The 21,391-nt window shown below is 64.0% G+C and carries 20 protein-coding genes and 1 tRNA gene; 19 read left to right on the forward strand and 2 right to left on the reverse strand.

Annotated elements, in window-relative coordinates; all coding sequences use genetic code 11:
* Position 1 precedes the first annotated feature (1 nt).
* The 10 genes from purD (at position 2) to B7G52_RS07795 (ending at position 9,029) form a co-directional block, all read left to right on the forward strand.
* On the forward strand, positions 2-1,321 hold the full coding sequence (gene purD, locus B7G52_RS07750; RefSeq protein WP_096697040.1) for a phosphoribosylamine--glycine ligase: 1,320 nt from the start codon (positions 2-4) through the stop codon (positions 1,319-1,321).
* The gene (locus tag B7G52_RS07755) at positions 1,321-1,965 is read left to right on the forward strand and encodes a 1-acyl-sn-glycerol-3-phosphate acyltransferase (RefSeq protein WP_096697041.1); all 645 of its coding nucleotides are present in this window, start codon (positions 1,321-1,323) and stop codon (positions 1,963-1,965) included. Before purD ends, B7G52_RS07755 begins: the two co-directional genes overlap by 1 nt.
* A gap of 5 nt (positions 1,966-1,970) precedes the next feature.
* Complete coding sequence (hemF, locus tag B7G52_RS07760) at positions 1,971-2,882, forward strand: oxygen-dependent coproporphyrinogen oxidase (protein WP_096697073.1); 912 nt, start codon at positions 1,971-1,973, stop codon at positions 2,880-2,882.
* 53 nt (positions 2,883-2,935) lie between these two features.
* Positions 2,936-3,535: a nicotinate (nicotinamide) nucleotide adenylyltransferase gene (gene nadD, locus B7G52_RS07765; protein WP_240523362.1), complete on the forward strand. Its 600-nt coding sequence runs from the start codon at positions 2,936-2,938 to the stop codon at positions 3,533-3,535.
* A 36-nt stretch (positions 3,536-3,571) separates the two neighbouring features.
* Entirely contained in the window at positions 3,572-4,363 is a 792-nt protein-coding gene (gene rsfS, locus B7G52_RS07770) for a ribosome silencing factor (protein ID WP_096697042.1), read from the forward strand.
* Positions 4,360-4,827, forward strand: a complete 468-nt coding sequence (rlmH, locus tag B7G52_RS07775) for a 23S rRNA (pseudouridine(1915)-N(3))-methyltransferase RlmH (protein ID WP_096697043.1) — start codon at positions 4,360-4,362, stop codon at positions 4,825-4,827. The genes rsfS and rlmH overlap by 4 nt, the downstream gene beginning before the upstream one ends.
* Before the next feature lie 133 nt (positions 4,828-4,960).
* The gene (locus B7G52_RS07780) at positions 4,961-5,563 is read left to right on the forward strand and encodes a nucleoside triphosphate pyrophosphatase (protein ID WP_096697044.1); all 603 of its coding nucleotides are present in this window, start codon (positions 4,961-4,963) and stop codon (positions 5,561-5,563) included.
* A 24-nt stretch (positions 5,564-5,587) separates the two neighbouring features.
* Entirely contained in the window at positions 5,588-7,069 is a 1,482-nt protein-coding gene (rng, locus tag B7G52_RS07785) for a ribonuclease G (RefSeq protein WP_096697045.1), read from the forward strand.
* 20 nt (positions 7,070-7,089) lie between these two features.
* The gene (locus B7G52_RS07790) at positions 7,090-7,848 is read left to right on the forward strand and encodes a polysaccharide deacetylase family protein (protein WP_096697046.1); all 759 of its coding nucleotides are present in this window, start codon (positions 7,090-7,092) and stop codon (positions 7,846-7,848) included.
* Entirely contained in the window at positions 7,845-9,029 is a 1,185-nt protein-coding gene (locus tag B7G52_RS07795) for a glycosyltransferase family 4 protein (protein WP_096697047.1), read from the forward strand. The genes B7G52_RS07790 and B7G52_RS07795 overlap by 4 nt, the downstream gene beginning before the upstream one ends.
* Positions 9,030-9,047: 18 nt before the next feature.
* Here B7G52_RS07795 and B7G52_RS07800 read toward each other — a convergent pair whose 3' ends face one another.
* Complete coding sequence (locus B7G52_RS07800) at positions 9,048-9,920, reverse strand: glycosyltransferase (protein ID WP_096697048.1); 873 nt, start codon at positions 9,918-9,920, stop codon at positions 9,048-9,050.
* A complete protein-coding gene (gene msbA / locus B7G52_RS07805; RefSeq protein WP_096697049.1) occupies positions 9,917-11,734 on the reverse strand; it encodes a lipid A export permease/ATP-binding protein MsbA in 1,818 nt (605 codons plus the stop codon). The genes B7G52_RS07800 and msbA overlap by 4 nt, the downstream gene beginning before the upstream one ends.
* A gap of 300 nt (positions 11,735-12,034) precedes the next feature.
* On the opposite strand from msbA, the gene B7G52_RS07810 reads away from it, so the two are divergent.
* From B7G52_RS07810 to B7G52_RS07850, 9 genes are all read left to right on the forward strand, one after another.
* On the forward strand, positions 12,035-12,799 hold the full coding sequence (locus B7G52_RS07810) for a glycosyltransferase family 2 protein (RefSeq protein ID WP_096697050.1): 765 nt from the start codon (positions 12,035-12,037) through the stop codon (positions 12,797-12,799).
* Positions 12,780-14,102: a Tol-Pal system beta propeller repeat protein TolB gene (gene tolB, locus B7G52_RS07815; protein WP_096697051.1), complete on the forward strand. Its 1,323-nt coding sequence runs from the start codon at positions 12,780-12,782 to the stop codon at positions 14,100-14,102. Before B7G52_RS07810 ends, tolB begins: the two co-directional genes overlap by 20 nt.
* 51 nt (positions 14,103-14,153) lie before the next feature.
* Positions 14,154-14,696, forward strand: a complete 543-nt coding sequence (gene pal, locus B7G52_RS07820) for a peptidoglycan-associated lipoprotein Pal (protein ID WP_096697052.1) — start codon at positions 14,154-14,156, stop codon at positions 14,694-14,696.
* A gap of 9 nt (positions 14,697-14,705) precedes the next feature.
* Positions 14,706-15,473, forward strand: a complete 768-nt coding sequence (ybgF, locus tag B7G52_RS07825; RefSeq protein ID WP_096697053.1) for a tol-pal system protein YbgF — start codon at positions 14,706-14,708, stop codon at positions 15,471-15,473.
* A 55-nt stretch (positions 15,474-15,528) separates the two neighbouring features.
* A complete protein-coding gene (locus B7G52_RS07830; RefSeq protein WP_096697054.1) occupies positions 15,529-16,644 on the forward strand; it encodes a YeeE/YedE family protein in 1,116 nt (371 codons plus the stop codon).
* Positions 16,645-16,728: 84 nt separating this feature from the next.
* Positions 16,729-17,553 (forward strand): ThiF family adenylyltransferase, encoded by an 825-nt coding sequence (locus B7G52_RS07835; protein ID WP_096697055.1) that lies wholly within the window; start codon positions 16,729-16,731, stop codon positions 17,551-17,553.
* Between the two features lie 79 nt (positions 17,554-17,632).
* Positions 17,633-17,708: transfer RNA gene (locus B7G52_RS07840), tRNA-Lys, on the forward strand.
* A gap of 678 nt (positions 17,709-18,386) precedes the next feature.
* On the forward strand, positions 18,387-19,088 hold the full coding sequence (locus B7G52_RS07845; RefSeq protein ID WP_141397403.1) for a hypothetical protein: 702 nt from the start codon (positions 18,387-18,389) through the stop codon (positions 19,086-19,088).
* A 92-nt stretch (positions 19,089-19,180) separates the two neighbouring features.
* Positions 19,181-21,364, forward strand: a complete 2,184-nt coding sequence (locus B7G52_RS07850; protein WP_170954711.1) for a caspase family protein — start codon at positions 19,181-19,183, stop codon at positions 21,362-21,364.
* Positions 21,365-21,391 lie beyond the last annotated feature (27 nt).

Genomic DNA, 21,391 nt, shown 5'->3' on the forward strand with positions numbered 1-21,391 from the left:
CATGAAAGTTCTAGTGGTCGGCGGCGGTGGCCGTGAACATGCGCTGGCCTGGAAGCTGGCGCAGTCCCCCAAGGTGCAGGCTGTGTACGTCGCGCCGGGTAACGGGGGCACCGCGCTGGACCCTCGCCTTGAGAACATCAATATCACGGATGTGCAGGCGCTGCGGGTCTGGGCAGCTACAGAAAAGATAGCACTGACGGTGGTCGGCCCGGAGCAGCCGCTGGCGGCCGGCATCGTCGACGAGTTTCGCGCGCACGGCCTGCGGGTGTTCGGCCCGACCAAAGCCGCCGCGCAGCTGGAAAGCTCCAAGGCCTTTTCCAAGGCCTTCATGAAGCGCCACGGCATCCCGACGGCCGAGTACGAAACCTTCACCGACGCCACCGCGGCCCACGCCTATGTGGACGAAAAGGGCGCGCCGATTGTGGTCAAGGCCGATGGCCTGGCCGCCGGCAAGGGCGTGGTGGTGGCCATGAGCCTGCACGAGGCGCACGAAGCCATCGAGTTCATGCTGGCCCCCGACCCCAGCTTCAACCCGCTGGGCGTGACGCACAACGCTGGCGGCGCGCGTGTTGTGATCGAGGAATTTTTGCAGGGCGAGGAAGCCAGTTTCATCGTGATGTGCGACGGCAAAAACGTGGCTGCCATGGCCACCAGCCAGGACCACAAACGCCTGCTGGACGCCGACCAGGGGCCGAACACCGGCGGCATGGGGGCCTATTCGCCGGCGCCGGTGGTCACGCCCACGGTTCATGCCCGGGCCATGCGCGAGATCATCCTGCCGACCATCAAGGGCATGGAAAAAGACGGCATTCCCTTCACCGGCTTTCTGTACGCTGGCCTGATGATCTCCGCCGACGGCAAGGTCAAGACGCTGGAATTCAACTGCCGCATGGGCGACCCAGAGACCCAGCCCATCATGATGCGGCTCAAGTCCGACTTGTTCGATGTCATGATGGCGGCCACCTCGGGCAAGCTCGACGAGGTGGAACTGGAATGGGACCGCCGCGTGGCGCTGGGCGTGGTCATGGCTGCGCATGGCTACCCGCTGAGTCCGCGCAAGGGCGATCTGATCAGCGGCCTGCCGGTGGTGCATCCGTCCGAGGCGCCTGAAGACGTGGTGGTGTTCCACGCCGGAACCGCCACGGCCGAGGGTGGCATCAAGGCCGGCGTAGTGACCTCCGGCGGCCGCGTGTTGTGCGTCACGGCGATGGCCAGCTCCGTGCGTGAGGCCCAGCACCGGGCCTACGATGTGGCGCAAGCGATTCATTTCGACGGCGCACAGTACCGCAGGGACATCGGATTTCGGGCCATCAAGTCCTGATGGGCATGGATTTCCAGCCGCCGCATCCCGTGCAGTTCCAGGGGAGCGGGTTGGCCCGGGCAGTGGTTCGGACCCTCGGCTGGCGTATTGATTTTGCAGGCCTGCCGACGCTGCAGGGCGTGATTGTGGTGTACCCGCACACCTCGAACTGGGATTTCCCCATCGCCGTGCTGCTGAAGTGGGCGGTCGGCATTCCGGTGCAGTTCTGGGGCAAGGACACGCTGTTTCGCATTCCGCTGTTCGGCTCGTGGTTGCGCTGGCTGGGCGGCGTGCCCGTCAGGCGTTCGGCGCCCCAGGGCGTGGTCGGGCAGATGACGGCCATGATGAAACAGAAAAAGGCCGACGGGCAGTACTTCTGGCTGGCCCTGTCTCCGGAAGGAACACGCCGGCTCACCGCGGGCTGGCGCAGCGGTTTTTACCGGTTGGCGCTGGAAGCCGATGTTCCGGTGGGCCTGGCCGGGCTCGACTACTCTCGCAAACGCCTGGTTTTTCGCGATTTTGTGCGGCTGACCGGCGATGAAGACCGCGACCTGGAATACATGGACAAGTCCCTGCAGGACTTCCACGGCTTTCGGGCCGGCGCCGCCGCCCCCGTGCGTTTGATCAATTCAGGCCTGCCCCAGGCCGATACCATCGTGAAATGACCACCATGACCGATTCTTCCCATGTCCGCAGCTACTTGCTGGCGTTGCAGGAGTGCATCACCAGCACCGTCGCCGCACTCGACGGTCAGCCCTTTGTGGCCGACCACTGGCACAAGGAGCCCGGCGAGACGCTCCAGGGCAACGGCATCACCCGCATCCTGGAGCAGGGCGGGGTGTTTGAACGCGCCGGCTGCGGCTTCTCGCATGTGCGCGGCCCCAAGCTGCCGCCCTCGGCCACGCAGCACCGGCCCGAGCTGTCCGGCGCGCCTTTCGAGGCCATGGGTGTGTCGCTGGTGTTTCACCCGCGCAACCCCTATGTGCCCACCGTGCACATGAATGTGCGCATGATCGCGGCGACGCCGGCGTCCGGCCCGACGGCCTACTGGTTCGGCGGCGGCATGGATTTGACGCCGTATTACGGGTTTGACGAGGATGCGGTGCATTTCCACCAGACCTGCAAGGACGCCCTGGGCCCGTTTGGCGAGGACAAGTACCCGCGCTTCAAGACCTGGTGCGACGAGTATTTCTACCTCAAGCACAGGGGCGAGCAGCGGGGCATAGGCGGCGTGTTTTTCGATGATTTCCAGGAACTGGGCTTCGAGGGCAGCCTGGCGATGATGCGTTCGGTCGGCGACGCCTTCCTGGCCGCCTACCTGCCCATTGTCGAGCGCCGCAAGGACATGGTTTACGGCGAGCGTGAGCGCGATTTCCAGCTCTATCGCCGCGGCCGTTATGTGGAGTTCAACCTGGTCTGGGACCGCGGCACCCACTTTGGCCTGCAGTCGGGCGGGCGCACCGAGTCCATCCTGATGTCGATGCCGCCGCTGGCCGCCTGGTCCTACCAGCGTCCCGTCGAGGCCGGTTCGGCGGAGGCGCGGCTGTCCACGGAGTTTCTGGTCAGGCGGGACTGGCTTTGAGTGCTGTGCCGTCACCGGGCGCAAAACGCATTGGCGAGACTCTGAAAAAGCGCGTGGGCGTTTTTGGCGGCGCGTTTGACCCGCCGCATCGGGCCCACGTGGCGCTGGCAGAGGCTGCGCTGGCGCAGCTGGCGCTGGATGCCCTGCACATCATTCCGACCGGCCAGGCCTGGCACAAGACCCGTACGCTCAGCGCCCCCGAACATCGGCTGGCCATGGCCCGGCTCGCGTTTGCCGGGCTGGACCGTGTGGTGGTGGACGACCGGGAAATCCGGCGTGCCGGCCCCAGCTTCACCGTCGACACGCTGGAGGCCCTGCAGGCCGAAAACCCCGGTGCCCAGCTCTACCTGGTTATTGGTAACGACCAGTTCGCCGCCCTGGAGACATGGCACCGCTGGCAGGCGGTTCTGGAAATAGCTATAATTTGTATAGCAAACCGCGCCGGTTCGACAAGCACTGGTGCCGGTTTTGACCCTGAAAATCAGGCCAGGCACGCGGTTTTGACCCTGAAAATGCCCCTGATGCCCGTCAGTGCCACCGACATTCGGCGGCAAATCAGTTCAGGCAACGCCAGCCCGCAGGGCTGGACCCACTTGGTTCCAGAGCCGGTTGCGCGTTATATTGAGCGCCATCATCTCTACATTTCCCCGTAATTCCCCGTCAACTCACTCATTGAAGCACACCACTGCATGACTTCCACCCCTGCCAACACCGCCAGCACCGCTGCGAAAAAAGACGTCCAGAAACTGCAGCGAGCCATCATTGATGGGCTGGAAGATGTGAAGGCGGCAGACATCCAGGTGTTCGACACGGAGCACATCACCTCGCTGTTCGAGCGTGTGATCATCGCCTCGGGCAGTTCCAACCGGCAGACCAAGGCACTGGCCGCCAGTGTCCGTGATGCCGTACGTGACGCCGGTTTTGCCAAGCCGCGCATCGAGGGCGAGGAAAACGGCGAGTGGATCATTGTGGATTGCGGGGCCGCCGTGGCGCACATCATGCAGCCGACGATCCGCCAGTACTACCACCTCGAAGAGTTGTGGGGCGACAAACCCGTCAAGCTCAAGCTGGGCGCGCCTGCACCGCTGGTCAAGGCGTCCAAGCCCGAAGTCGAGGAAGCGCCCAAGCCGGCCAGGTCGCGTGCTGGTGCCAAATCGACCGCCAAGCCAGGCAAGGCTGCGGCCAAACCTGCCGCCAGAAAAGTTGTCGCCCGAACCGATGACGGCACTTACGTGGGTCGGGTCGGCAAGATGACCGACTGGACCGCCAAGCGCAATGCCGCCGCACCGGCTGCGGAGCCTGCTGCCAAACCCGTCAAGGCGGCTGCTAAAACGGCGGTGAAAAAAGCGCCTGCGAAGACACCGATCGTCAAGATTCCTGTCGCCAAAAAAGTCGCGGCGAAGAAAACGGTTGCAAAAGCAGCAGCCAAGACGGCTGCCAGGAAACCCGCTGCGAAGAAAACCACGACCCGGAGCAAATGAGGCTGACGATTGTCGCCGTCGGGCAAAAGGTGCCCGACTGGGCGCAAACCGCCTACGACGACTACGCCAAGCGTTTTCCGCCGGAGCTGCGGGTCGAACTCAAGGCCGTCAAGACCGAGCCGCGCGCCTCCAAGACGCTGGACACCCTGCTGGCGGCTGAGCGCCAGCGCATCGAAGGCGTGATTCCCAAGGGGACCCGCATCGTCGCGCTGGATGAACGCGGCACCGCCATGACCACGGTGGCCCTGGCCGACAAGCTCAGGAGCTGGCAGCGCGAAGGCGACGACGTGGCCATCGTCATCGGCGGCCCGGACGGGCTGGACCCCGCCTTCAAACAGGCCGCCCACGAGCGCCTGCGCCTGTCGGACCTGACCTTGCCGCATGCCATGGTGCGTGTGCTGCTGATCGAGCAGCTCTACCGCGCCTGGAGCATTACGGTCAATCATCCCTATCACAGGGAATGATGCCCCCACGGTCGCTCACTGCGTGTAGCTCCCTGCCCCCCGAGGGGGCCGCTGCGCCTGCGGCCTGGCATAGCCAGTTCCGCGGCCCCTGCTTGAAAGGGAAGGGCCGCCACGTGACTACTTTGCTTACTGTATGACCGACTTCATTTACCTTGCGTCCCAAAGCCCGCGGCGCCGCCAACTGCTTGAACAGTTGGGTGTGGATTGCCAATTGCTGCTGCCCGACGCCGGCGAAGACAGCGAAGCGCTCGAGGTGGTGCTGCCTGGCGAGGCGCCCACTGCCTACGTGCAGCGCGTCACCCAGCTCAAGCTCGACGCTGCGGTGGCGCGTCTGAAACAACGCGGTTTGCCGCCGGCACCGATTTTGTGTTCGGACACCACGGTGGCGATGGGGCGCCGCATCTATGGCAAACCCGACGATGCCGGCCATGCCGAAAGCATGCTGGCCGAACTGGCCGGGCATACCCACCGGGTGCTGACGGCCGTGGCGATGCAGCGTGGCCGCAAGCGGCTGCAGGCGCTGAGCGTGTCGCGCGTGACTTTTGCGCCCATGAGCCGGGCCCAGATTCGCGCCTACGTCGCCACGGGCGAGCCGCTGGGCAAGGCCGGCGCCTACGCCATCCAGGGTCGGGTGGCGATGTTCATCTCGCACATGAGCGGCAGTTATTCCGGCATCATGGGCCTGCCGCTGCATGAAACCGCGCTGTTGCTGCAAGCGGCCGGCCTGAAAATATAAAGCAGCGCTCCACTAGAAGACACCATGCAACAAGACATCCTGATCAACTGGTCGCCCCAGGAAACCCGTGTGGCCGTGGTCGAGTACGGGGCGGTGCAGGAGCTGCATGTCGAACGCACGCTGGAGCGCGGCCTGGTCGGCAATGTCTACCTCGGCAAGGTGGTCCGGGTGCTGCCGGGCATGCAGTCGGCTTTCATCGACATCGGCCTGGAACGCGCCGCGTTTTTGCATGTGGCGGACCTGATGAGCAGCATCAACAGCCGGCATGCCGATGCCGACAACGCGGCGGCCCCCGCGGCAGCGCTGCAGCCGATTGAAAAACAGCTGTTTGTCGGCCAGTCGCTGATGGTGCAGGTGCTCAAGGACCCGATTGGCACCAAGGGCGCGAGGCTGACCGCGCAGGTCAGCATCGCCGGCCGGCTGCTGGTGTTTCTGCCGCAGGACAACCACATCGGCGTGTCGCAAAAAATCCCTGCCGCACAGCGCGAGGACTTGCGCCAGCGCCTGCAGGCCCTGACCGGCGACATGGGCGGCGGCTTCATCCTGCGCACCAATGGCGAAGATGCCACCGATGCGGAGCTCGACGAGGACATCGCCTACCTGCGCAAGACCTGGGCCCGCATCAAGGACGCCGCGCTGCGCTTGCCGCCGACCTCGGTGCTGCACCAGGACCTGAACCTGCTGCAGCGCGTGCTGCGCGACATGGTGGTGGAAACCACGCAGAGCATACGCATCGACTCACGCGAGCAGTTCAACCAACTCAGGCTGTTCGCCACGGAGTTCATGCCGGCAACCCTGCAGCGGCTGCAGTTGCACAGCGGCGAGCGCCCGATTTTCGATCTCTTCAACATCGACGAGGAAATAGCCAAGGCGCTGGGCCGGCGGGTGGACCTGAAATCGGGCGGCTACCTGATCATCGACCAGACCGAGGCGCTGACCACGGTGGACGTCAACACCGGCGGTTTTGTCGGTGCGCGCAATTTTGACGACACGATTTTCAAGACCAACCTGGAAGCCTCGCAGGCGATTGCGCGGCAGTTGCGCCTGCGCAACCTGGGCGGCATCGTGATCGTCGATTTCATCGACATGCTGCGTGACAGCCATCGCGACGCCGTGCTGGCGGAGTTCCAGAAGCAGCTCGCACGCGACCGCATCAAGACCAGCGTCAACGGTTTTTCTGCGCTGGGCCTGCTCGAGATGACGCGCAAGCGCACACGCGAGTCGCTGGCGCACCAGCTGTGTGAACCGTGCAGCGCCTGCCAGGGCAAGGGCATTGTGAAGACGGCGCGTAGCGTCGGCTACGACATCCTGCGCGAGATCCTGCGCGAGGCCCGCCAGTTCAATCCCCGGGAGTTCAGGGTGATTGCCTCGCCCAAGGTGATCGAGCTGTTTCTCGACGAGGAAAGCCAGCACCTGGCGGGCCTGAGCGACTTCATCGGCAAACCGATCTCGCTGCAGTCCGAAGCCGCCATGGCGCAGGAACAGTACGATATCGTCCTGCTCTGAAGCACCGACCTCTGTCCTGCATGCCTGCCACCCCCGTCACCCCCGCCAGCACTCAGCGCCCGATACCGATTCTGGTCTATCACCAGATCAGCGAAGCGCCACCCAAAGGTGCGCCTTTTCGCAGCCTCTACGTCTCGCCTTCCGCCTTTTCGCGCCAGATGGCCCTGCTGAAATTGCTGGGCTACCAGGGGCTGTCGATGAGCGCGCTGTTGCCCTATCTGCGCGGTGAAAAAAACGGCAAGGTGGTCGGCATCACCTTTGACGATGGTTACCGCAACAACCTGACCCATGCGCTGCCGGTGCTGCAGCGCCACGGGTTTTCATCCACCTGTTATGCCGTCAGCGGGCTGCTGGGCAAGACCAACGAATGGGACCAGGGCATTGGCATCGCGCAGGTGCCGCTGATGACCGCTGACGAGTTGCGCCTGTGGGTGGCCGGCGGCCAGGAGGTCGGATCCCACACGCAGAGCCACGTGCGCCTGCTGCAAAGCGATGACCACACCGCGCTCGCTGAAATGACCGGGGACCGGGCGGCGCTCGAAGGGCTGTTGGCCACCCCCGTGCGGCATTTCTGTTATCCCTTCGGTGAGTACGCGTCGCAGCACCTGGCCATGGCTCGCCAGGCCGGCTTCCAGACCGTGACCACCACGCGGCGCGGCCGCAGTTCCGCCAAGAACGACCTGATGGAGTTGCCGCGGGTGCCTGTCGTGCGTTCCACCAGCCTGCCGGTGTTCTGGCTGAAGATTGCGACGGCCTACGAAGACCGGGACCGCACATGAGTGGCTCGCCCGTCCAGCCCGAGGCCTCGCGCAGGCTGCGCATTGCGGTGCTGAACCGCATTTTTGACCCGGCCGGGGGTGGGGCAGAGCGTTATTCGATTGCGTTGGTTGAGCAACTTGCGCAGCGCCACGAGATCCATGTGTTTGCGCAGCAGATCAGGCACAGCGCACCGGGCGTGACTTACCACCTCGTTTCCACGCCTCTGCGCAAGCCGCGCTGGCTGAATCAGCTCTGGTACGCCACCGCCACCTGGTGGGCCACGCGCCGGGGTTTTGACCTTGTCCACTCCCATGAAAACACCTGGCAGGGCCAGGTGCAGACCGTGCATGTGCTGCCGGTGAAATACAACCTGTTTCATGGCCGGACCGGCTGGCGGCGCGTGCTGGCCTGGGCCAAGGTCTGGACCAGCCCGCGCCTGTTGACCTACCTGGGGCTGGAGCGCCTGCGGGTCGCGGCCCGGGGCGGGCGCTGTGTGGTGGTGACGTCGGCCAGCCTGGGTGACACCCTGGCCGCGACCTACCCGGGCACGGTGGCGGTCACCACCGTCATCACGCCGGGGGTGGTGTTGCCCGCAGTCCCCACCGGCGCGGCCGAACAAGGGGCTGCCCGTAGGCAGCTGGGCCTGCCGCCCGGGGGACGCTGCCTGCTGCTGGTGGGAAATGACTACCGCAAGAAGGGCTTGGGGACGCTGCTGCGGGTGCTGCACGACCTGCCGGCGGACGTGGTGCTGGCGGTGGTGGGCAACCCGGGGCAAATCCCGGTGTTTGAACGGCAGGCGCAAGCCGAGGGTGTGGCCGGGCGCGTGTTTTTCCTCGGATCGCTGCAGGACGTGGCGCCTGCCTACCGCGCGGCGGACTGCCTGGTGCACCCGACGCTGGAGGATACGTTTGCCATGGTGGTCCTGGAGGCCATGGCGCACGGTTTGCCGGTGGTGGTCAGCAGTGCGACGTACTGCGGTATTTCCAGCCTGCTCAGCCATGGCGCCGATGCGCTGCTTCTGGACGATCCGCAGGATGCCGCGAAACTGGCCAACACCCTCCAACAGGTGCTCGGCGACGAGGCGCTGCGGCAGCAGCTGGGTGGCCAGGCGAGGGCGTTTGCAAGCCGCTACCAGTGGCCGGCCATTGCGCGCCAGCAGGAGGCGCTGTACTTCGCGACGCTGGCCGCTGAGCAGCGCTGACAAGCTGCGTTCAGGCCTTCAGGCCACCAGCTTGAAGTGTTTGCGGCTGAAGTCCAGGCCGGTGAGCAGCTCGATTCGGCGCATCAGGTGGTATTTGTTTTCCTTGCGGGTGGGCTGGTAGGCCGGGTCGATCTGCAGGTCCTGCTCGGCTCCTGTGAGCAGCCATGCCTGCACGGCTTTCGGGTGGGTTCCCTTGAAAGCCTCCAGCGCGCGCGCATCGAACTGGCTGTACTTGATTTGCATGGTCGTTGAATCGGCCCAGTACTTGCTGACCTGGTCGAGCTTTTTCTGCATGTCCTCGTTGCGGCGAATCCAGCCATAGTGGTAGATGTGGGCGTTGGCCAGCGCCGCCTGCGGATTGCGCGGGCGCTTGTGTTCGGTGGTCACCAGCCAGTACTGCCCGTCGGGCGCGTAGGAGCGGATGGTATTCCTGATCAGCCGGCACTCGCGGCGGTACCAACCGGGGCTCACCGAGACCCACTGCGCCGAGCCGTAAAAGTGGTGGTAGTCGAAGACCAGTGCTTCCACCGCCGGGTTGCCATGGTGCTGCTCGACACTGGCGCGGATCGCGGCCAGGTCCTCTTCATGCACCACCTCGTCACCCTCGAGGTAGAAGGCCCAGTCGCCGGTGCAGGAATACTGGGCAATCATTTTCTGCTGCGCGTAGACAAAGCCGCGGTCGGCCATGCGTTCGTTCCAGAGGGTTTCAATCACGCGGATTTTCGGGTCGCCAATCGCCAGCACGCGTGCCAGCGTTTCGTCGCTGCCGCGGCCCACGGCCACGACGAATTCGTCGACCAGCGGCAGCAGGGAGCGGATCGAGGCTTCAAACGGAAAGCCCAGCTCGACACCGTTGCGGATGAAGGTAAAACCACTGATGGAAATTGTCATGAAAGTTGCGCCACGGGTGGACTTTGCGAGAGATCGGCGTCGTACAGCCCGAGTTTGTAGAGGCGGGAATAGGGGCCGTCGCGTTCAATCAGTTCGGCGTGTGTGCCGCTTTCGATGATGCGGCCGGCATCCATCACGACGATGCGGCTGGCGTGCTGGACCGTGGAGAGGCGGTGTGCAATGACCAGCGTGGTGCGGTTGCGCATCAGCCGCTGCAGCGCCTCCTGCACCGCCCGTTCGGATTCCGTGTCCAGCGCGGAGGTGGCTTCGTCAAGAATGAGCACGGGCGCGTCCTTGTACAGGGCGCGGGCAATCGCCAGGCGCTGGCGCTGGCCGCCCGAGAGCTGCGTGGCGTTGTGGCCCACCAGCGTGTCCATGCCCCGGGGCAGCTCGTCCACAAAACGCTCCAGGTTGGCAGCCTTCAGGCAGGCCAGCACCTTGTCCCTGTCCACCGTCATGCCGAGCGCCACATTGGCGGCCACGGTGTCGTTGAGCATCACCACGTGCTGGCTGACCAGCGCGAACTGGCCGCGCAGCGCGTCGATCTGCCATTCACGCAGTTCATGGCCGTCGAGCTCGATGCGTCCGGAGGTGGGCTCGACAAAACGCGGCAGCAAATTGACCAGTGTGGTCTTGCCGGCCCCCGAAGCACCGACCAGCGCCACAGTTTCACCGGGGGTGATGGTCAGGTTCAGCGCGTCGACCGCGGGTGCGCCATCGTCGCTGTAGGCCACACGCGCATTGATGAAACTGATTTTCCCCTCGGCCCTCGGCTTCGAAAAATTGCCGCCCGGTTCATCGGGCGTTTTCTCCATCAGGTCCAGCCCGCGCTCCAGCGCCGCCAGGCCGCGCGTGATCGGGCTGGCGACCTCCGACAGGTGCTTGATCGGTGCAACCAGCATCAGCATGGCGGTCACAAAAGCCACAAACGAACCGACAGACGTGGTGTCGGTGGAACTTTGCAGCAGGGCAACCGAAATGACGGCCGACAGGGCGGCCGCCGCCAGCATCTGCGTGGCCGGGGTCATGGCCGCGGAGGCCACCACGGATTTCATGGAGAGGCGCCGCAAGGCCTCGCTGAGCTGCGCAAAACGGGTCGCCTGGCTCTGCTGCGCCGCATGCAGGCGGACATCGCGGTGAGCCAGCACGTTTTCTTCCACCACATAGGCCAGCGAGTCGGTGGCCGCCTGGCTGGCCTTGGTCAGCCGGTACAGCCGGCTGGAGAGCACACGCATGACCCAGGCAATGGCCGGAATCAGCAGCGTGACAATCAGGGTCAGTCGCCAGTTCAGGTAAAGCAGGTAACTGGACAGCGCCAGCAGGGTCAGGGTGTCCCGGGTCAGGCCCATCACCGAGTTGACCAGCATGGACGAGCCGTTTTGCACCTCGTAGACCACGGTGTTGGCCAGGGTGCTGGCTGACTGGTTCGAAAAAAGATCCAGGCGGGCGGTCATCAGCTTGCGGAACATGGCTTTGCGCAATTCCAGCAAGCCGATGTTGGTGACCTTGGCCAGCGCAATCTGCGCGAGAAAACCTGCGAAGCCGCGCACGCCGAACAGCAGCAGCAGCGACACGGGAACCATCCAGATATCGATACCCCCCTTGCGAAAGCCCTTGTCGAGCAGGGGCTGCAGCAGGGCGGGCACCAGCGGCTCGGTGGCGGAAGCTACCACGGTGGCGCCCACGGCGATGGCCCAGGCGCTGGGGGACTGGCTGAAATAAGGCCAGATGCGGCGCAGGCGCTGGCCGATGGGCGCCGGTGACGCTGTCCCCTTGGCGCCGGCAGCGGCGGCCTGCTCGGGGCCGGTCGTCAAACCGGGGCCTCGTTGCCGGCCCTGGCCGGGACAACCATGATCAGGCGGGTGGTGCCGCCAGTCGCAGCCATCCCACCGGGCGCCGGGAACGGGTCAGCAGTGACGGTGCGGGGAAGGGCTGCGATAGTTGGCATGGGCGCCGCATCAGGCCGTGAAGTGAGCAAGCCTGCATTATCGTGGAACAATTGGCGGCCAATTCCTACAAAGACCGCCGCTGGCAGCGCCCACAATCAAACGCTTGTTTGCGGAGCGTTAAATCAGGGCGGCTGGCTTGCGACATTCACCAACACCCGAGCGCCCATGACCCTGTCCGTCATCATCATCACGAAAAACGAAGAGGCCAATTTGCAGGCATGCCTGGAGTCCGTTCGGTTCGCCGACCAGTGGGTCGTGGTTGACAACGCCAGCACCGACAACACGTGCGCCATTGCCAGAGCCTTCGGGGCGGAAGTCACGGAAACCGCCGCCTGGCCCGGCTTTGGTCCGCAAAAAAACCTCGCCCTCGGCCTGGCTACCCAGGAATGGGTGCTATCCCTCGATGCGGACGAACGTGTGACGCCCGAGCTGGCCGCCGAGATCCAGCAGGCGGTCCTCCATGGCGCGGCAGACGCCTTTGAAATTCCCCGCCTCACCCAGTTCTGCGGCCAGTGGATTCACCACTGCGGCTGGACGCCGGACCCGGTGCTGCGTCTTTTTCGGCGCGGCCAGGGCCGGTTCAGCGACGATCTGGTGCATGAGCGCGTGATCCTGAGCTCCGGCGCTGTGTCACGGCTGAACGGCAAGCTGTTGCACTACAGCTACCCGACGCCCGCCCACTACTGGCGCAAGCTGGAGCAATACAGCCTGGCTTGGGCCACGCAGGCGCATGCGCGCGGCCGGTCCAGCTCCATGCCGAGGGCGGTAATATCGGGCGTGGCCGCTTTCATCAAAAGCTATTTCTTTCGCCTCGGCATCCTCGACGGCAGCATGGGTTTTGCCGTGTGTGCCATGCAGGCCCAGGCAGCCTTCGGCAAGTACTTCACCCTGTATTGTTTGAACCAGAAAAATGCACCCCAAAAAACCTGACCCATCCTCGATTCAATCCCTGTCTGCAGGCCGTCGCAGCTTCATCGCCGGCCTGACCGGCAGCCTGGGCGTCCTGGCGGTACAGCCCGCCTGGGCCCAGTTCCGGGTCGAGGTGTCGGGCGTTGGATTGACCCAGCTGCCGATCGCCATTGCCGGTTTTCGCGGCGATGCGCAGTCGCCGCAGAAAATCGCCGCCATTGTGCAGGCCGACCTGGAGCGAAGCGGCCAGTTTCGCGCGGTCGATACCGCCGGCCAGAACCTGGACGAAAATTCCCGTCCCGACCTGTCGGTGTGGCGCCAGCGCGCCGCCGATTCGCTGCTGACCGGCAGCGTGACACGTCTGGCCGATGGCCGCTTCGACGTACGCTGCCGCCTGTGGGACGTGGTGCGTGGACAGGACCTCGGTGGGCAAAGCTACGTGATACCGCAGGGCGACCTGCGCCTGTCGGCCCACCGCATCGCCGACTTTGTCTATGAAAAACTGACCGGCGAGAAAGGGATTTTCTCCACCCGCATCGCCTATGTGACCAAGGTCGGCCCGCGCTACAACCTGTGGGTGGCCGACTCCGACGGCGAAGGCGCCCAGTCGGCGCTGACCAGTCCCGAACCGATCATTTCCCCGGCGTGGTCGCCCACCGGCACGCAACTGGCATACGTGTCGTTCGAGTCGCGCAAGCCGGTGATTTATGCGCATGACGTGGCTTCGGGCAAACGCCGCCTGCTGGCGAACTTCCGCGGCTCCAACAGCGCGCCGGCATGGGCGCCGAACGGCAACCAGCTGGTCGCGACGCTGAGCCGCGATGGCGGCTCGCAGCTGTATGCCATTCCGGCAACAGGCGGCGAGGCGCGCCGGCTGACGCAATCGGCCAGCATCGACACCGAGCCGGCGTTTTCGCCGGACGGGAAATACGTCTATTTCGTGAGCGACCGCGGCGGCTCGCCGCAGATCTATCGCATGGGCGCCGGTGGCGGCAACGTCGAACGTGTCACCTTTACCGGGAGTTACAACATATCGCCGGCGTTGAGCCCGGATGGTCGCTGGCTGGCCTATATTTCACGCATAGGCGGTGCCTTCAAGCTGCACCTGATGGACCTCGGCAAGGGAACCGCCATCTCGATCACCGACACCAGCGCCGACGAAAGCCCGAGTTTTGCGCCTAACAGCCGGCTGATCGTGTATGCCACCCAGCAACAGGGCAGGGAAGCCCTGCTGACCACCACCCTGGACGGCAAGATCAAAGCCCGCCTGACCGGCGCCGCCGGAGACATCCGTGAGCCGGACTGGGGACCTTTCCAGAGGTAACTCGCCCGTCTTCCACCAACCCCTTTGTTTTTTTACGGAAAGTATCCACACATGAAGCGCATCCTGATCTCACTCGCCTCCATCATCACCCTGACCGCCGCACTGGTCGGCTGCAGCTCAGGCGTCAAACTCAATGAAGTGCCTGTCGAAAGCCGGACTCCTGTCACCACGGCACCGGGAACCGGCGATGCAGCGGGCGTCAGCGGCCGCGTTGTTGCGCCGGTCCAGATCGGCGCCACCGATCCTTCGCTCGCCGGACCGCCCGGTGCAGCCCGCGTGATCTACTTCGACTACGACAGCTTTGTCATCAAGCCGGAATTTCAGGCGACGGTGGAAGCCCATGCGCGTTTCCTTAGCGCCAACAAGGCACGCAAACTGGTGATTGAAGGCAACACCGACGAGCGCGGCGGCCGCGAGTACAACCTGGCGCTGGGTCAGAAACGTGCCGAGGCCGTGCGCCGCGCGCTGGGTCTGCTGGGCGCCACCGATGCGCAGATTGAGGCCGTGAGCTTCGGCGAGGAAAAACCTGCCGTGACGGGCTCGGATGAAGAGGCGTACTCCAAAAATCGTCGCGCTGAATTCAACTACCGCTAAGCCGGCGCCATGACCTTGAAGAACTTCCGGACTTCGCTGGGGGCCGTGGCGTGCGCACTTGCCTGCGCCATGGCGTTTAACGCCCACGCGGCGCTGTTCGAGGATGATGACGCCCGCAAGGCGATTCTTGAATTGCGCCAACGGCTCGATGCAACCACGACCGAGCTGCGCAAGTCCGGTGATGAAACCGCGCAGCTGCGTCGCAGCCTGCTCGAGTTGTCCGGTCAGATCGACCAGTTGCGCGGTGAACTGGCCAGAATGCGCGGGCAGGACGAGCAGTTTGCCCGCGAACTCGCCGAAGTCCAGCGCACGCAAAAGGACTTGTCGCAGGGTGTGAACGACCGGCTCAGCCGGTTCGAACCGTCCAAGGTCAGCGTCGATGGCCGTGAGTTCGTGGCGGACCCTGCAGAAAAGCAGGAGTTCGAGGCTGCGCTCGCGGTGCTGCGCAAGGGCGAGTTCGCGCCGGCCCAGGCGGCCTTCACCAATTTTCTCAAGCGTTATCCCCAAAGCGGCTACAAGGCGCCTGCGCTGTTCTGGCTTGGCAATGCCCAGTACGCACTGCGCAATTACCGCGATGCCCTGGTCAATTTCCGCGCGCTGGTCGCCGCCGACCCCGAGCATGTGCGTGCCCCGGAAGCCGTGCTGGCCGTGGCCAACTGCCAGGTCGAGCTCAAGGACGTCAAAGGGGCGCAAAAGACGCTGGCAGACCTGATCAAGGCCTACCCGCAGTCTGAAGCCGCTTCGGTCGCCAAGGAACGCCTGGCCAGGCTCAAGTAGAGACTTCGCAGGCGGCCGGGCAGCGCACTTCGTGCCCAGCCCCTAAAATCGGGGCATGGATATTTCCCAGCTCAACACACTCACCGCCCAGGTTCTCTGGGCGGCCTTCATTCTGGCGGCGCTGTTCGGCGCGGTTGTCCAGCGCACCCACTTCTGCACCATGGGCGCCGTCAGCGACATCGTCAACATGGGTGACTGGACACGCATGCGCGTGTGGGGCATGGCCATCGGCGTGGCCATGATCGGCTTTTACGGCCTTGCCGCGGCCGGACTGATCGACCCGGCCAAGGCCGTGTATGCCTCCAACCGTTTCGTCTGGCTTTCCGCGCTGGTCGGCGGCCTGCTGTTCGGCTTTGGCATGGTGCTGGCTTCGGGCTGCGGCAGCAAGACACTGGTACGCATTGGCGGCGGCAACCTCAAATCACTGGTGGTATTTGTGGTCATGGCGGTGGCCGCATTTGCCACACTCAAGGGCATTACCGCGGTGCTGCGCGTGGGCACGGTGGACCGCGTCGCTATCGATTTCTCCGGCAACGCCGCCTTGCCCACATGGGCTGCGGGTATTGCGGGTGTCTCACCCGCTCTCGCCGGGCTGGTTCTTGCGCTCGTGCTGGGTGGCGGGCTGATCGTCTGGGCGCTAGCCGGTTCGGGATTTCGCCGTTTTGACAACCTGCTCGGCGGGCTTGGCATTGGCCTGCTGATTGCCGCCATGTGGTGGCTCAGCGGTCACATGGCCTATGTCGCGGAGCATCCGGAAACGCTGGAGGAGACATTTTTGGCGACCAATTCCGGCCGCATGGAGGCGCTGAGTTTTGTGGCTCCGATGGCCTACACCATCGATTGGCTGATATTTTTCAGTGACAAGACCAAACTGCTGACGCTGGGCGTTGTGTCTGTGTTTGGCGTGGTCGCTGGCTCGGCGCTGTACTCCCTGTTGTCACGCAGCTTCCGCTGGGAAGGCTTTCGCAATACCGAAGACACCGCCAACCACCTGGTCGGGGCCGTGCTGATGGGCGTGGGCGGGGTGACCGCCATGGGTTGCACCATCGGGCAGGGCTTGTCCGGCATCTCGACGCTGAGCGCCACCAGTTTCGTCGCTGTCACGGCCATCATCGCCGGCGCCGTGGCGGGTCTGAAATACCAGGTCTGGCGGCTGGAGCACAGCGTTTAATGGCCCCCACGTTTGTCGCTGCGCGTACTGCACTGCCCCCCGAGGGGCTGATTTCCCTTGGGACGGCCCGCCGGGAAATTGCTGGTGGCTGAAATTTTTTCCGAACTCCCTGCCGACCTGGAGCGGCGCTTCGGCGGGCTGGCGCGTCTGTATGGCGTGGCAGGCGCAAAAAAAATCCGTGCGGCGCATGTGGTGGTGGTGGGCCTCGGTGGCGTGGGCTCCTGGGCCGCCGAAGCCCTGGCGCGCAGCGGCGTGGCGAGCTTGACGCTGATTGACCTGGACCACATCGCCGAGTCCAACATCAACCGCCAGGTCCACGCGCTCGACACCACACTGGGGCAGGCCAAGGTCCAGGCGATGCGCGAACGCATTGCGCACATCCATCCCGGATGTGCGGTGCATTGCATCGAAGAGTTTGTCGATGCCGCCAACTGGCCGGCGATTGCCGGGCTGGAGGCGCACGGTCACAGCCATGTGTCGGTCATCGATGCCTGCGACCAGGTCCGCGCCAAAACCGCCATGGCTGCCTGGGCGATGCGCCACAAGGTCAACTTCATCAGCGTCGGCGCAGCCGGCGGCAAGCGCCACGCGCACAAGGTTGACATCGAGGACCTGTCGCTGGTCACGCACGACCCGTTGCTCGCGCAGCTGCGTTACCGTCTGCGCAAGGAGCAGGGCGCAGCGCGCAAGGGAAAGATCGGTGTGGCCTGCGTGTTCAGCCGCGAGGCGGTGACGCAGCCCGCAGCCCTGCCCACGGGGGCTGACGCCGTGCTGGACGCCTGTGACATCGCGGACGATGCGACGAGCGATGGCAGCCTCAATTGCCATGGGTACGGATCGGTGGTCAGCGTGACATCGGCCTTCGGTTTGTGCGCTGCGGGTTGGGTGCTCAACAAAATTGCTGAGTAGTTTTTAAAGAGCCAAAAAATGACGCTATAATTTGAGGCTGTTCTGCATCACGTGCAGTACAGACCAGGGAGAAATCCTTGGGGCCTTAGCTCAGTTGGTAGAGCAGCGGACTTTTAATCCGTTTGTCGTGGGTTCGACCCCCGCAGGCCCCACCAGTATTCAAAGGGTCTGACCATCATGGTCAGACCCTTTTTTCTTTCCGGCTCCGCGCTGTCTGGCGCGCAGTTCAACGCCCGTGTCTGGCGTGACCTTCCTGTGACCACAGCTGCCCCTTCAAATGCATCCCCGGCAGGCGGTAGCCTGCCAGCCTTGCACGCGTATACGGCAATCGACGTTGCAAAAGCTGCGCGACTCACTGACTGACGGGCCACCGCTGGCTGCCGCAGTGGTGCAGCCCCACAGCGATAGTCTCTTTAGGTCAAGGCGACCATCCCATAAACGAGTGATAGGAGCGCGGCTCTTAATTCAATACCATGCGTTGCAGACACGATGGGTGCGCGGTTCGCCTTGTAGATTCCGGGACTGGACGGCTGGAGCTGCGTTGTTACGTGGCTGCTCAAGATATCGAAAAAATCATTCACGCCAAAGCAAACTGAAGAGGACGTAGAACATGGACAGATCGAATTGGATTGCCCTCGATCACTCGAATGAATAAACGCGCCATCCAGTCGTTCCTGCCATTTTGCCCCGGCTTCGCACCACGCCAACGGACTACAAACGCCATTTCCTGCTACGCCACGGTCGTCGTGTCCTGACATATGACAGGCCCTGCGTCCTATGGACGTCGACAGGTCAGAACAGGCGACACCCATTTTCCAACCCAAGGAGTTTTCATGACATTCCCATTAAATCGTCTGCACGTGCTTGTGATCGCCGGGCTTATGGGCGCTTCCGCCGTCAGCCTTGCGCACGCGCAGGAAAAGAAAGCTGCCAATCGTGGCAAGGCCGTGTCTTCCGAAAAGTCGGAAAGTGCCGCCGCCGTCGAATCCATCAGGGTTGCAGATTTGCTTGCGCGTTACGGTTATGCGAACAAGGACCCGCTGGCCTTGATTACAGCGGCCAAGATCAAGAAGCAGGCAGGCGCGTCAGAGTCGAAGGCCGTGCATGTGGGTGGCAAGTCTGGTGAGGCAAAAAGCAAACCTGATGAACTGGCGGCAGATGCTGTCCTGGCACGCGGTAGGGAGCTTGCTGCAGGTCGTGCAGATCTGGTGGCGCTGGCGGACGATATCGGGAAATCGGGTACCCGCGGCGCAGAAAACGGCCCAGGCGCCAAGCGAACGGTGGTCAATACGCGCGCGGTTGACAGCTATCGCGTCACTTTCCGTGGCGGTGAACCTGCACGTGTGGTGGTCTCGGGTGACGGTGACTCGGACCTCGACCTGTATGTCTATGACGAAAATGGCAACCGGATCTGCCAGGACACGGATGCAACGGACACCATGATCTGCAGCTGGACGCCGCGCTACACCGGCCCGTTCACTATCCGCGTACGCAACCTCGGCGAGGCGAATGTGTACCGTATCGTTCATAACTGAGAGAAATGAGCAGGGACGCGCGGACCCGTTGGTCTGTGCGCTTCACGCGTGGGATGGATTCGTCCGCTTTGACTGTGGGTGAGGGGTGTTGTATGAAGTACCGTCGCGTGAAACCATGGTTGGTTGCCGGAGGCTGCCTGTTGATGAGCGCTTGCTCGCTCGCAGCCAATCTGAACTACCGTGCCCTGCTGGTTGGCGTGTCGGGATACCCTGGGCTGGACGCCAAACTGCAGTTGGAGGGGCCGCGCAATGACGTGACCCGCATGCGCGGTGTGCTGTTGCAGCGCGGCGTGCCCGCCCAGAACATCGCGGTACTGGCAGATGGCGTGCCAGGCGCAGAGTTGCCCACCCGGGCCAACATCCTCGGCCAGTTGGACCGGCTCGCGAGCACGGCAAAACCCAACGATTACATCGTCCTGCACATGGCTGGGCACGGAAGCCAGCAGCCGGTCAGTCCTGGCAGTCCGTTCGCCAGGGATGAGCCAGATGGCCTTTTTGAGATCTTCCTGCCACGCGACGTTGGCGCCTGGCAGAACCTGCCCGGGGGCAAGGGCGGTGCCGTCCAGAATGCCATATTCGACCACGAAATCCGTGCTGCGGTGGATCGCATGACGGCTACCGGTGCCTTTGTGTGGGGCATCTTCGACTCCTGCCATTCGGCTACGTTGGTGCGCTCTGCGGGAGGTAGCGAGGAAGTACGAATGCGCCAAGTGTCGCCCCAGGACCTGGGCGTGCCGGCCACCGCCATGGACCGCGCCACACCTCGCGCTCCGGCGGGAACCGCCGCCACCCCCGTTGCGGCCAACCGTGGTGCCGGCGGCGTCGCGGCCAACCGTGGCGGATCGGCATTTTTTTATGCGGCACAAACCTCCGAGCCCACCCCCGAAATGCGGCTGCCTGCAGGCCATCCGAAGCGGACCTCGCATGGACTCTTCAGTTTCGTGATGATGCAAGCGCTCGAAGGGGGCGCCGGCATGAGCTACCGGCAGTTGTCGCAGTATGTCCTGACGCGTTACGGCGGCATGAACGAAGCACGCGTCACACCGCTGTTCTCAGGCACGGCCCTCGACAGCGCCGTGATGGGACAGGATGCAGCGACGGTACGCCAGTGGAAACTGACTGATGCGAAAGAGCTGACGGTCGGGGCAGGCGCATTGGCGGATCTGGAGGAGGGCGCCGTGCTCGCCATCCTGCCAACGCCAATTTCCGGACTATCCGAAGCGATCGGCTACGTGCAGGTGTCCAGAGCCGAGCTCGCCACCGCACGCATCGAACCAGTGGACTACGCCGGCATACCGAAAAAAACCGACACCGAGCTGAAGGCCGGCACCGTGGGGCGGCTGGTGCAGCAGGCCATGAAATTTTCCCTGTCTGTGGGTGTGGACCTGCAGCAATGCACCAGGCCTTGCGCCTTTGACGCGCCCTTGACGCGGCTGAGGAATGCCAAGCCGGGTGAGGGCGTTGCAGGTGCGCAGGTGCAATGGGTGGGGCCGGGCCAGGCTGCCGATGTGCGACTCACGGCGATCGGCGATCGGCTCTGGCTGATGCCACCCACGCTCAGCGGTCAGCAGGCCTGCACATTGCGGCCCATGGCGCTGAAGGCGGCTTGCGACGATCAGATGGAACGCAGCCTGGTGAGTATCACGCTTGGCCCCCTAGCCTCGCCGGGCAACGCCGCCCAAACCATAGGCCGCTCGCTCCATGCTGCCTCACGTGCCGCCAACTTGATGCGCATCGCATCGGCACTGGCTAGCTCGCCCACCAATGGTCAGGTCAAGACCTCGGTTGCGATCACCAGCAAGGGGGGCCGTCGAACGGCTTATGTCGCCGGTCAGGTTCCGCGTCTGGAAGACGGTGACAAACTCCTTGTCACACTGGAGAACACGGGCCGTGTTTCCGTAGACGTGACGGCCTTGTACCTGGACAGCCGCTACGGCATAACGGCCATGTTTCCGCGGGGCCTGGGAGCAAGTAACCGGCTGGAATCAGCGGCATCCGACAGTTTTGAACTTGAAATCCATGATGACACACTGGGTCTGGAACGCTTGGCCGTGATTGCTGTCGAGGCTGAAAAGCAAAGCGAGCGGGCTGATTTTTCCTACCTCGCTCAGCCTTCTTTGCCGAGCGAAACCGTGACGCGTGGCGGAAACGAGGCTGACGGCAACGCCCTGTTCCGTGATGCGGGTTTCGCTGAGTACGCCACCCGGGGCGGACGTCCTGCCGCCGTGTCTGCCCGCACCGGCATGCAGGTTTTCTCCTGGCAAGTGGTCCGCTAGCGTGATGTTTCGTCAATCTGGGCATCG

The sequence above is a fragment of the Polaromonas sp. AER18D-145 genome (assembly GCF_002379095.1).
Classification (GTDB): Bacteria; Pseudomonadota; Gammaproteobacteria; order Burkholderiales; family Burkholderiaceae_C; genus Polaromonas.

What these genes read in the sequence shown, in the direction of transcription:
- purD (WP_096697040.1), top strand. Translation starts at nt 2, where the DNA reads ATGAAAGTTCTAGTGGTCGGCGGCGGTGGCCGTGAACATGCGCTGGCC.
- B7G52_RS07755 (WP_096697041.1), top strand. Translation starts at nt 1,321, where the DNA reads ATGGGCATGGATTTCCAGCCGCCGCATCCCGTGCAGTTCCAGGGGAGC.
- hemF (WP_096697073.1), top strand. Translation starts at nt 1,971, where the DNA reads ATGACCGATTCTTCCCATGTCCGCAGCTACTTGCTGGCGTTGCAGGAG.
- rsfS (WP_096697042.1), top strand. Translation starts at nt 3,572, where the DNA reads ATGACTTCCACCCCTGCCAACACCGCCAGCACCGCTGCGAAAAAAGAC.
- rlmH (WP_096697043.1), top strand. Translation starts at nt 4,360, where the DNA reads ATGAGGCTGACGATTGTCGCCGTCGGGCAAAAGGTGCCCGACTGGGCG.
- B7G52_RS07780 (WP_096697044.1), top strand. Translation starts at nt 4,961, where the DNA reads ATGACCGACTTCATTTACCTTGCGTCCCAAAGCCCGCGGCGCCGCCAA.
- rng (WP_096697045.1), top strand. Translation starts at nt 5,588, where the DNA reads ATGCAACAAGACATCCTGATCAACTGGTCGCCCCAGGAAACCCGTGTG.
- B7G52_RS07790 (WP_096697046.1), top strand. Translation starts at nt 7,090, where the DNA reads ATGCCTGCCACCCCCGTCACCCCCGCCAGCACTCAGCGCCCGATACCG.
- B7G52_RS07795 (WP_096697047.1), top strand. Translation starts at nt 7,845, where the DNA reads ATGAGTGGCTCGCCCGTCCAGCCCGAGGCCTCGCGCAGGCTGCGCATT.
- B7G52_RS07800 (WP_096697048.1), bottom strand. Translation starts at nt 9,920, where the DNA reads ATGACAATTTCCATCAGTGGTTTTACCTTCATCCGCAACGGTGTCGAG.
- B7G52_RS07810 (WP_096697050.1), top strand. Translation starts at nt 12,035, where the DNA reads ATGACCCTGTCCGTCATCATCATCACGAAAAACGAAGAGGCCAATTTG.
- tolB (WP_096697051.1), top strand. Translation starts at nt 12,780, where the DNA reads ATGCACCCCAAAAAACCTGACCCATCCTCGATTCAATCCCTGTCTGCA.
- pal (WP_096697052.1), top strand. Translation starts at nt 14,154, where the DNA reads ATGAAGCGCATCCTGATCTCACTCGCCTCCATCATCACCCTGACCGCC.
- ybgF (WP_096697053.1), top strand. Translation starts at nt 14,706, where the DNA reads ATGACCTTGAAGAACTTCCGGACTTCGCTGGGGGCCGTGGCGTGCGCA.
- B7G52_RS07830 (WP_096697054.1), top strand. Translation starts at nt 15,529, where the DNA reads ATGGATATTTCCCAGCTCAACACACTCACCGCCCAGGTTCTCTGGGCG.
- B7G52_RS07845 (WP_141397403.1), top strand. Translation starts at nt 18,387, where the DNA reads ATGACATTCCCATTAAATCGTCTGCACGTGCTTGTGATCGCCGGGCTT.
- B7G52_RS07850 (WP_170954711.1), top strand. Translation starts at nt 19,181, where the DNA reads ATGAAGTACCGTCGCGTGAAACCATGGTTGGTTGCCGGAGGCTGCCTG.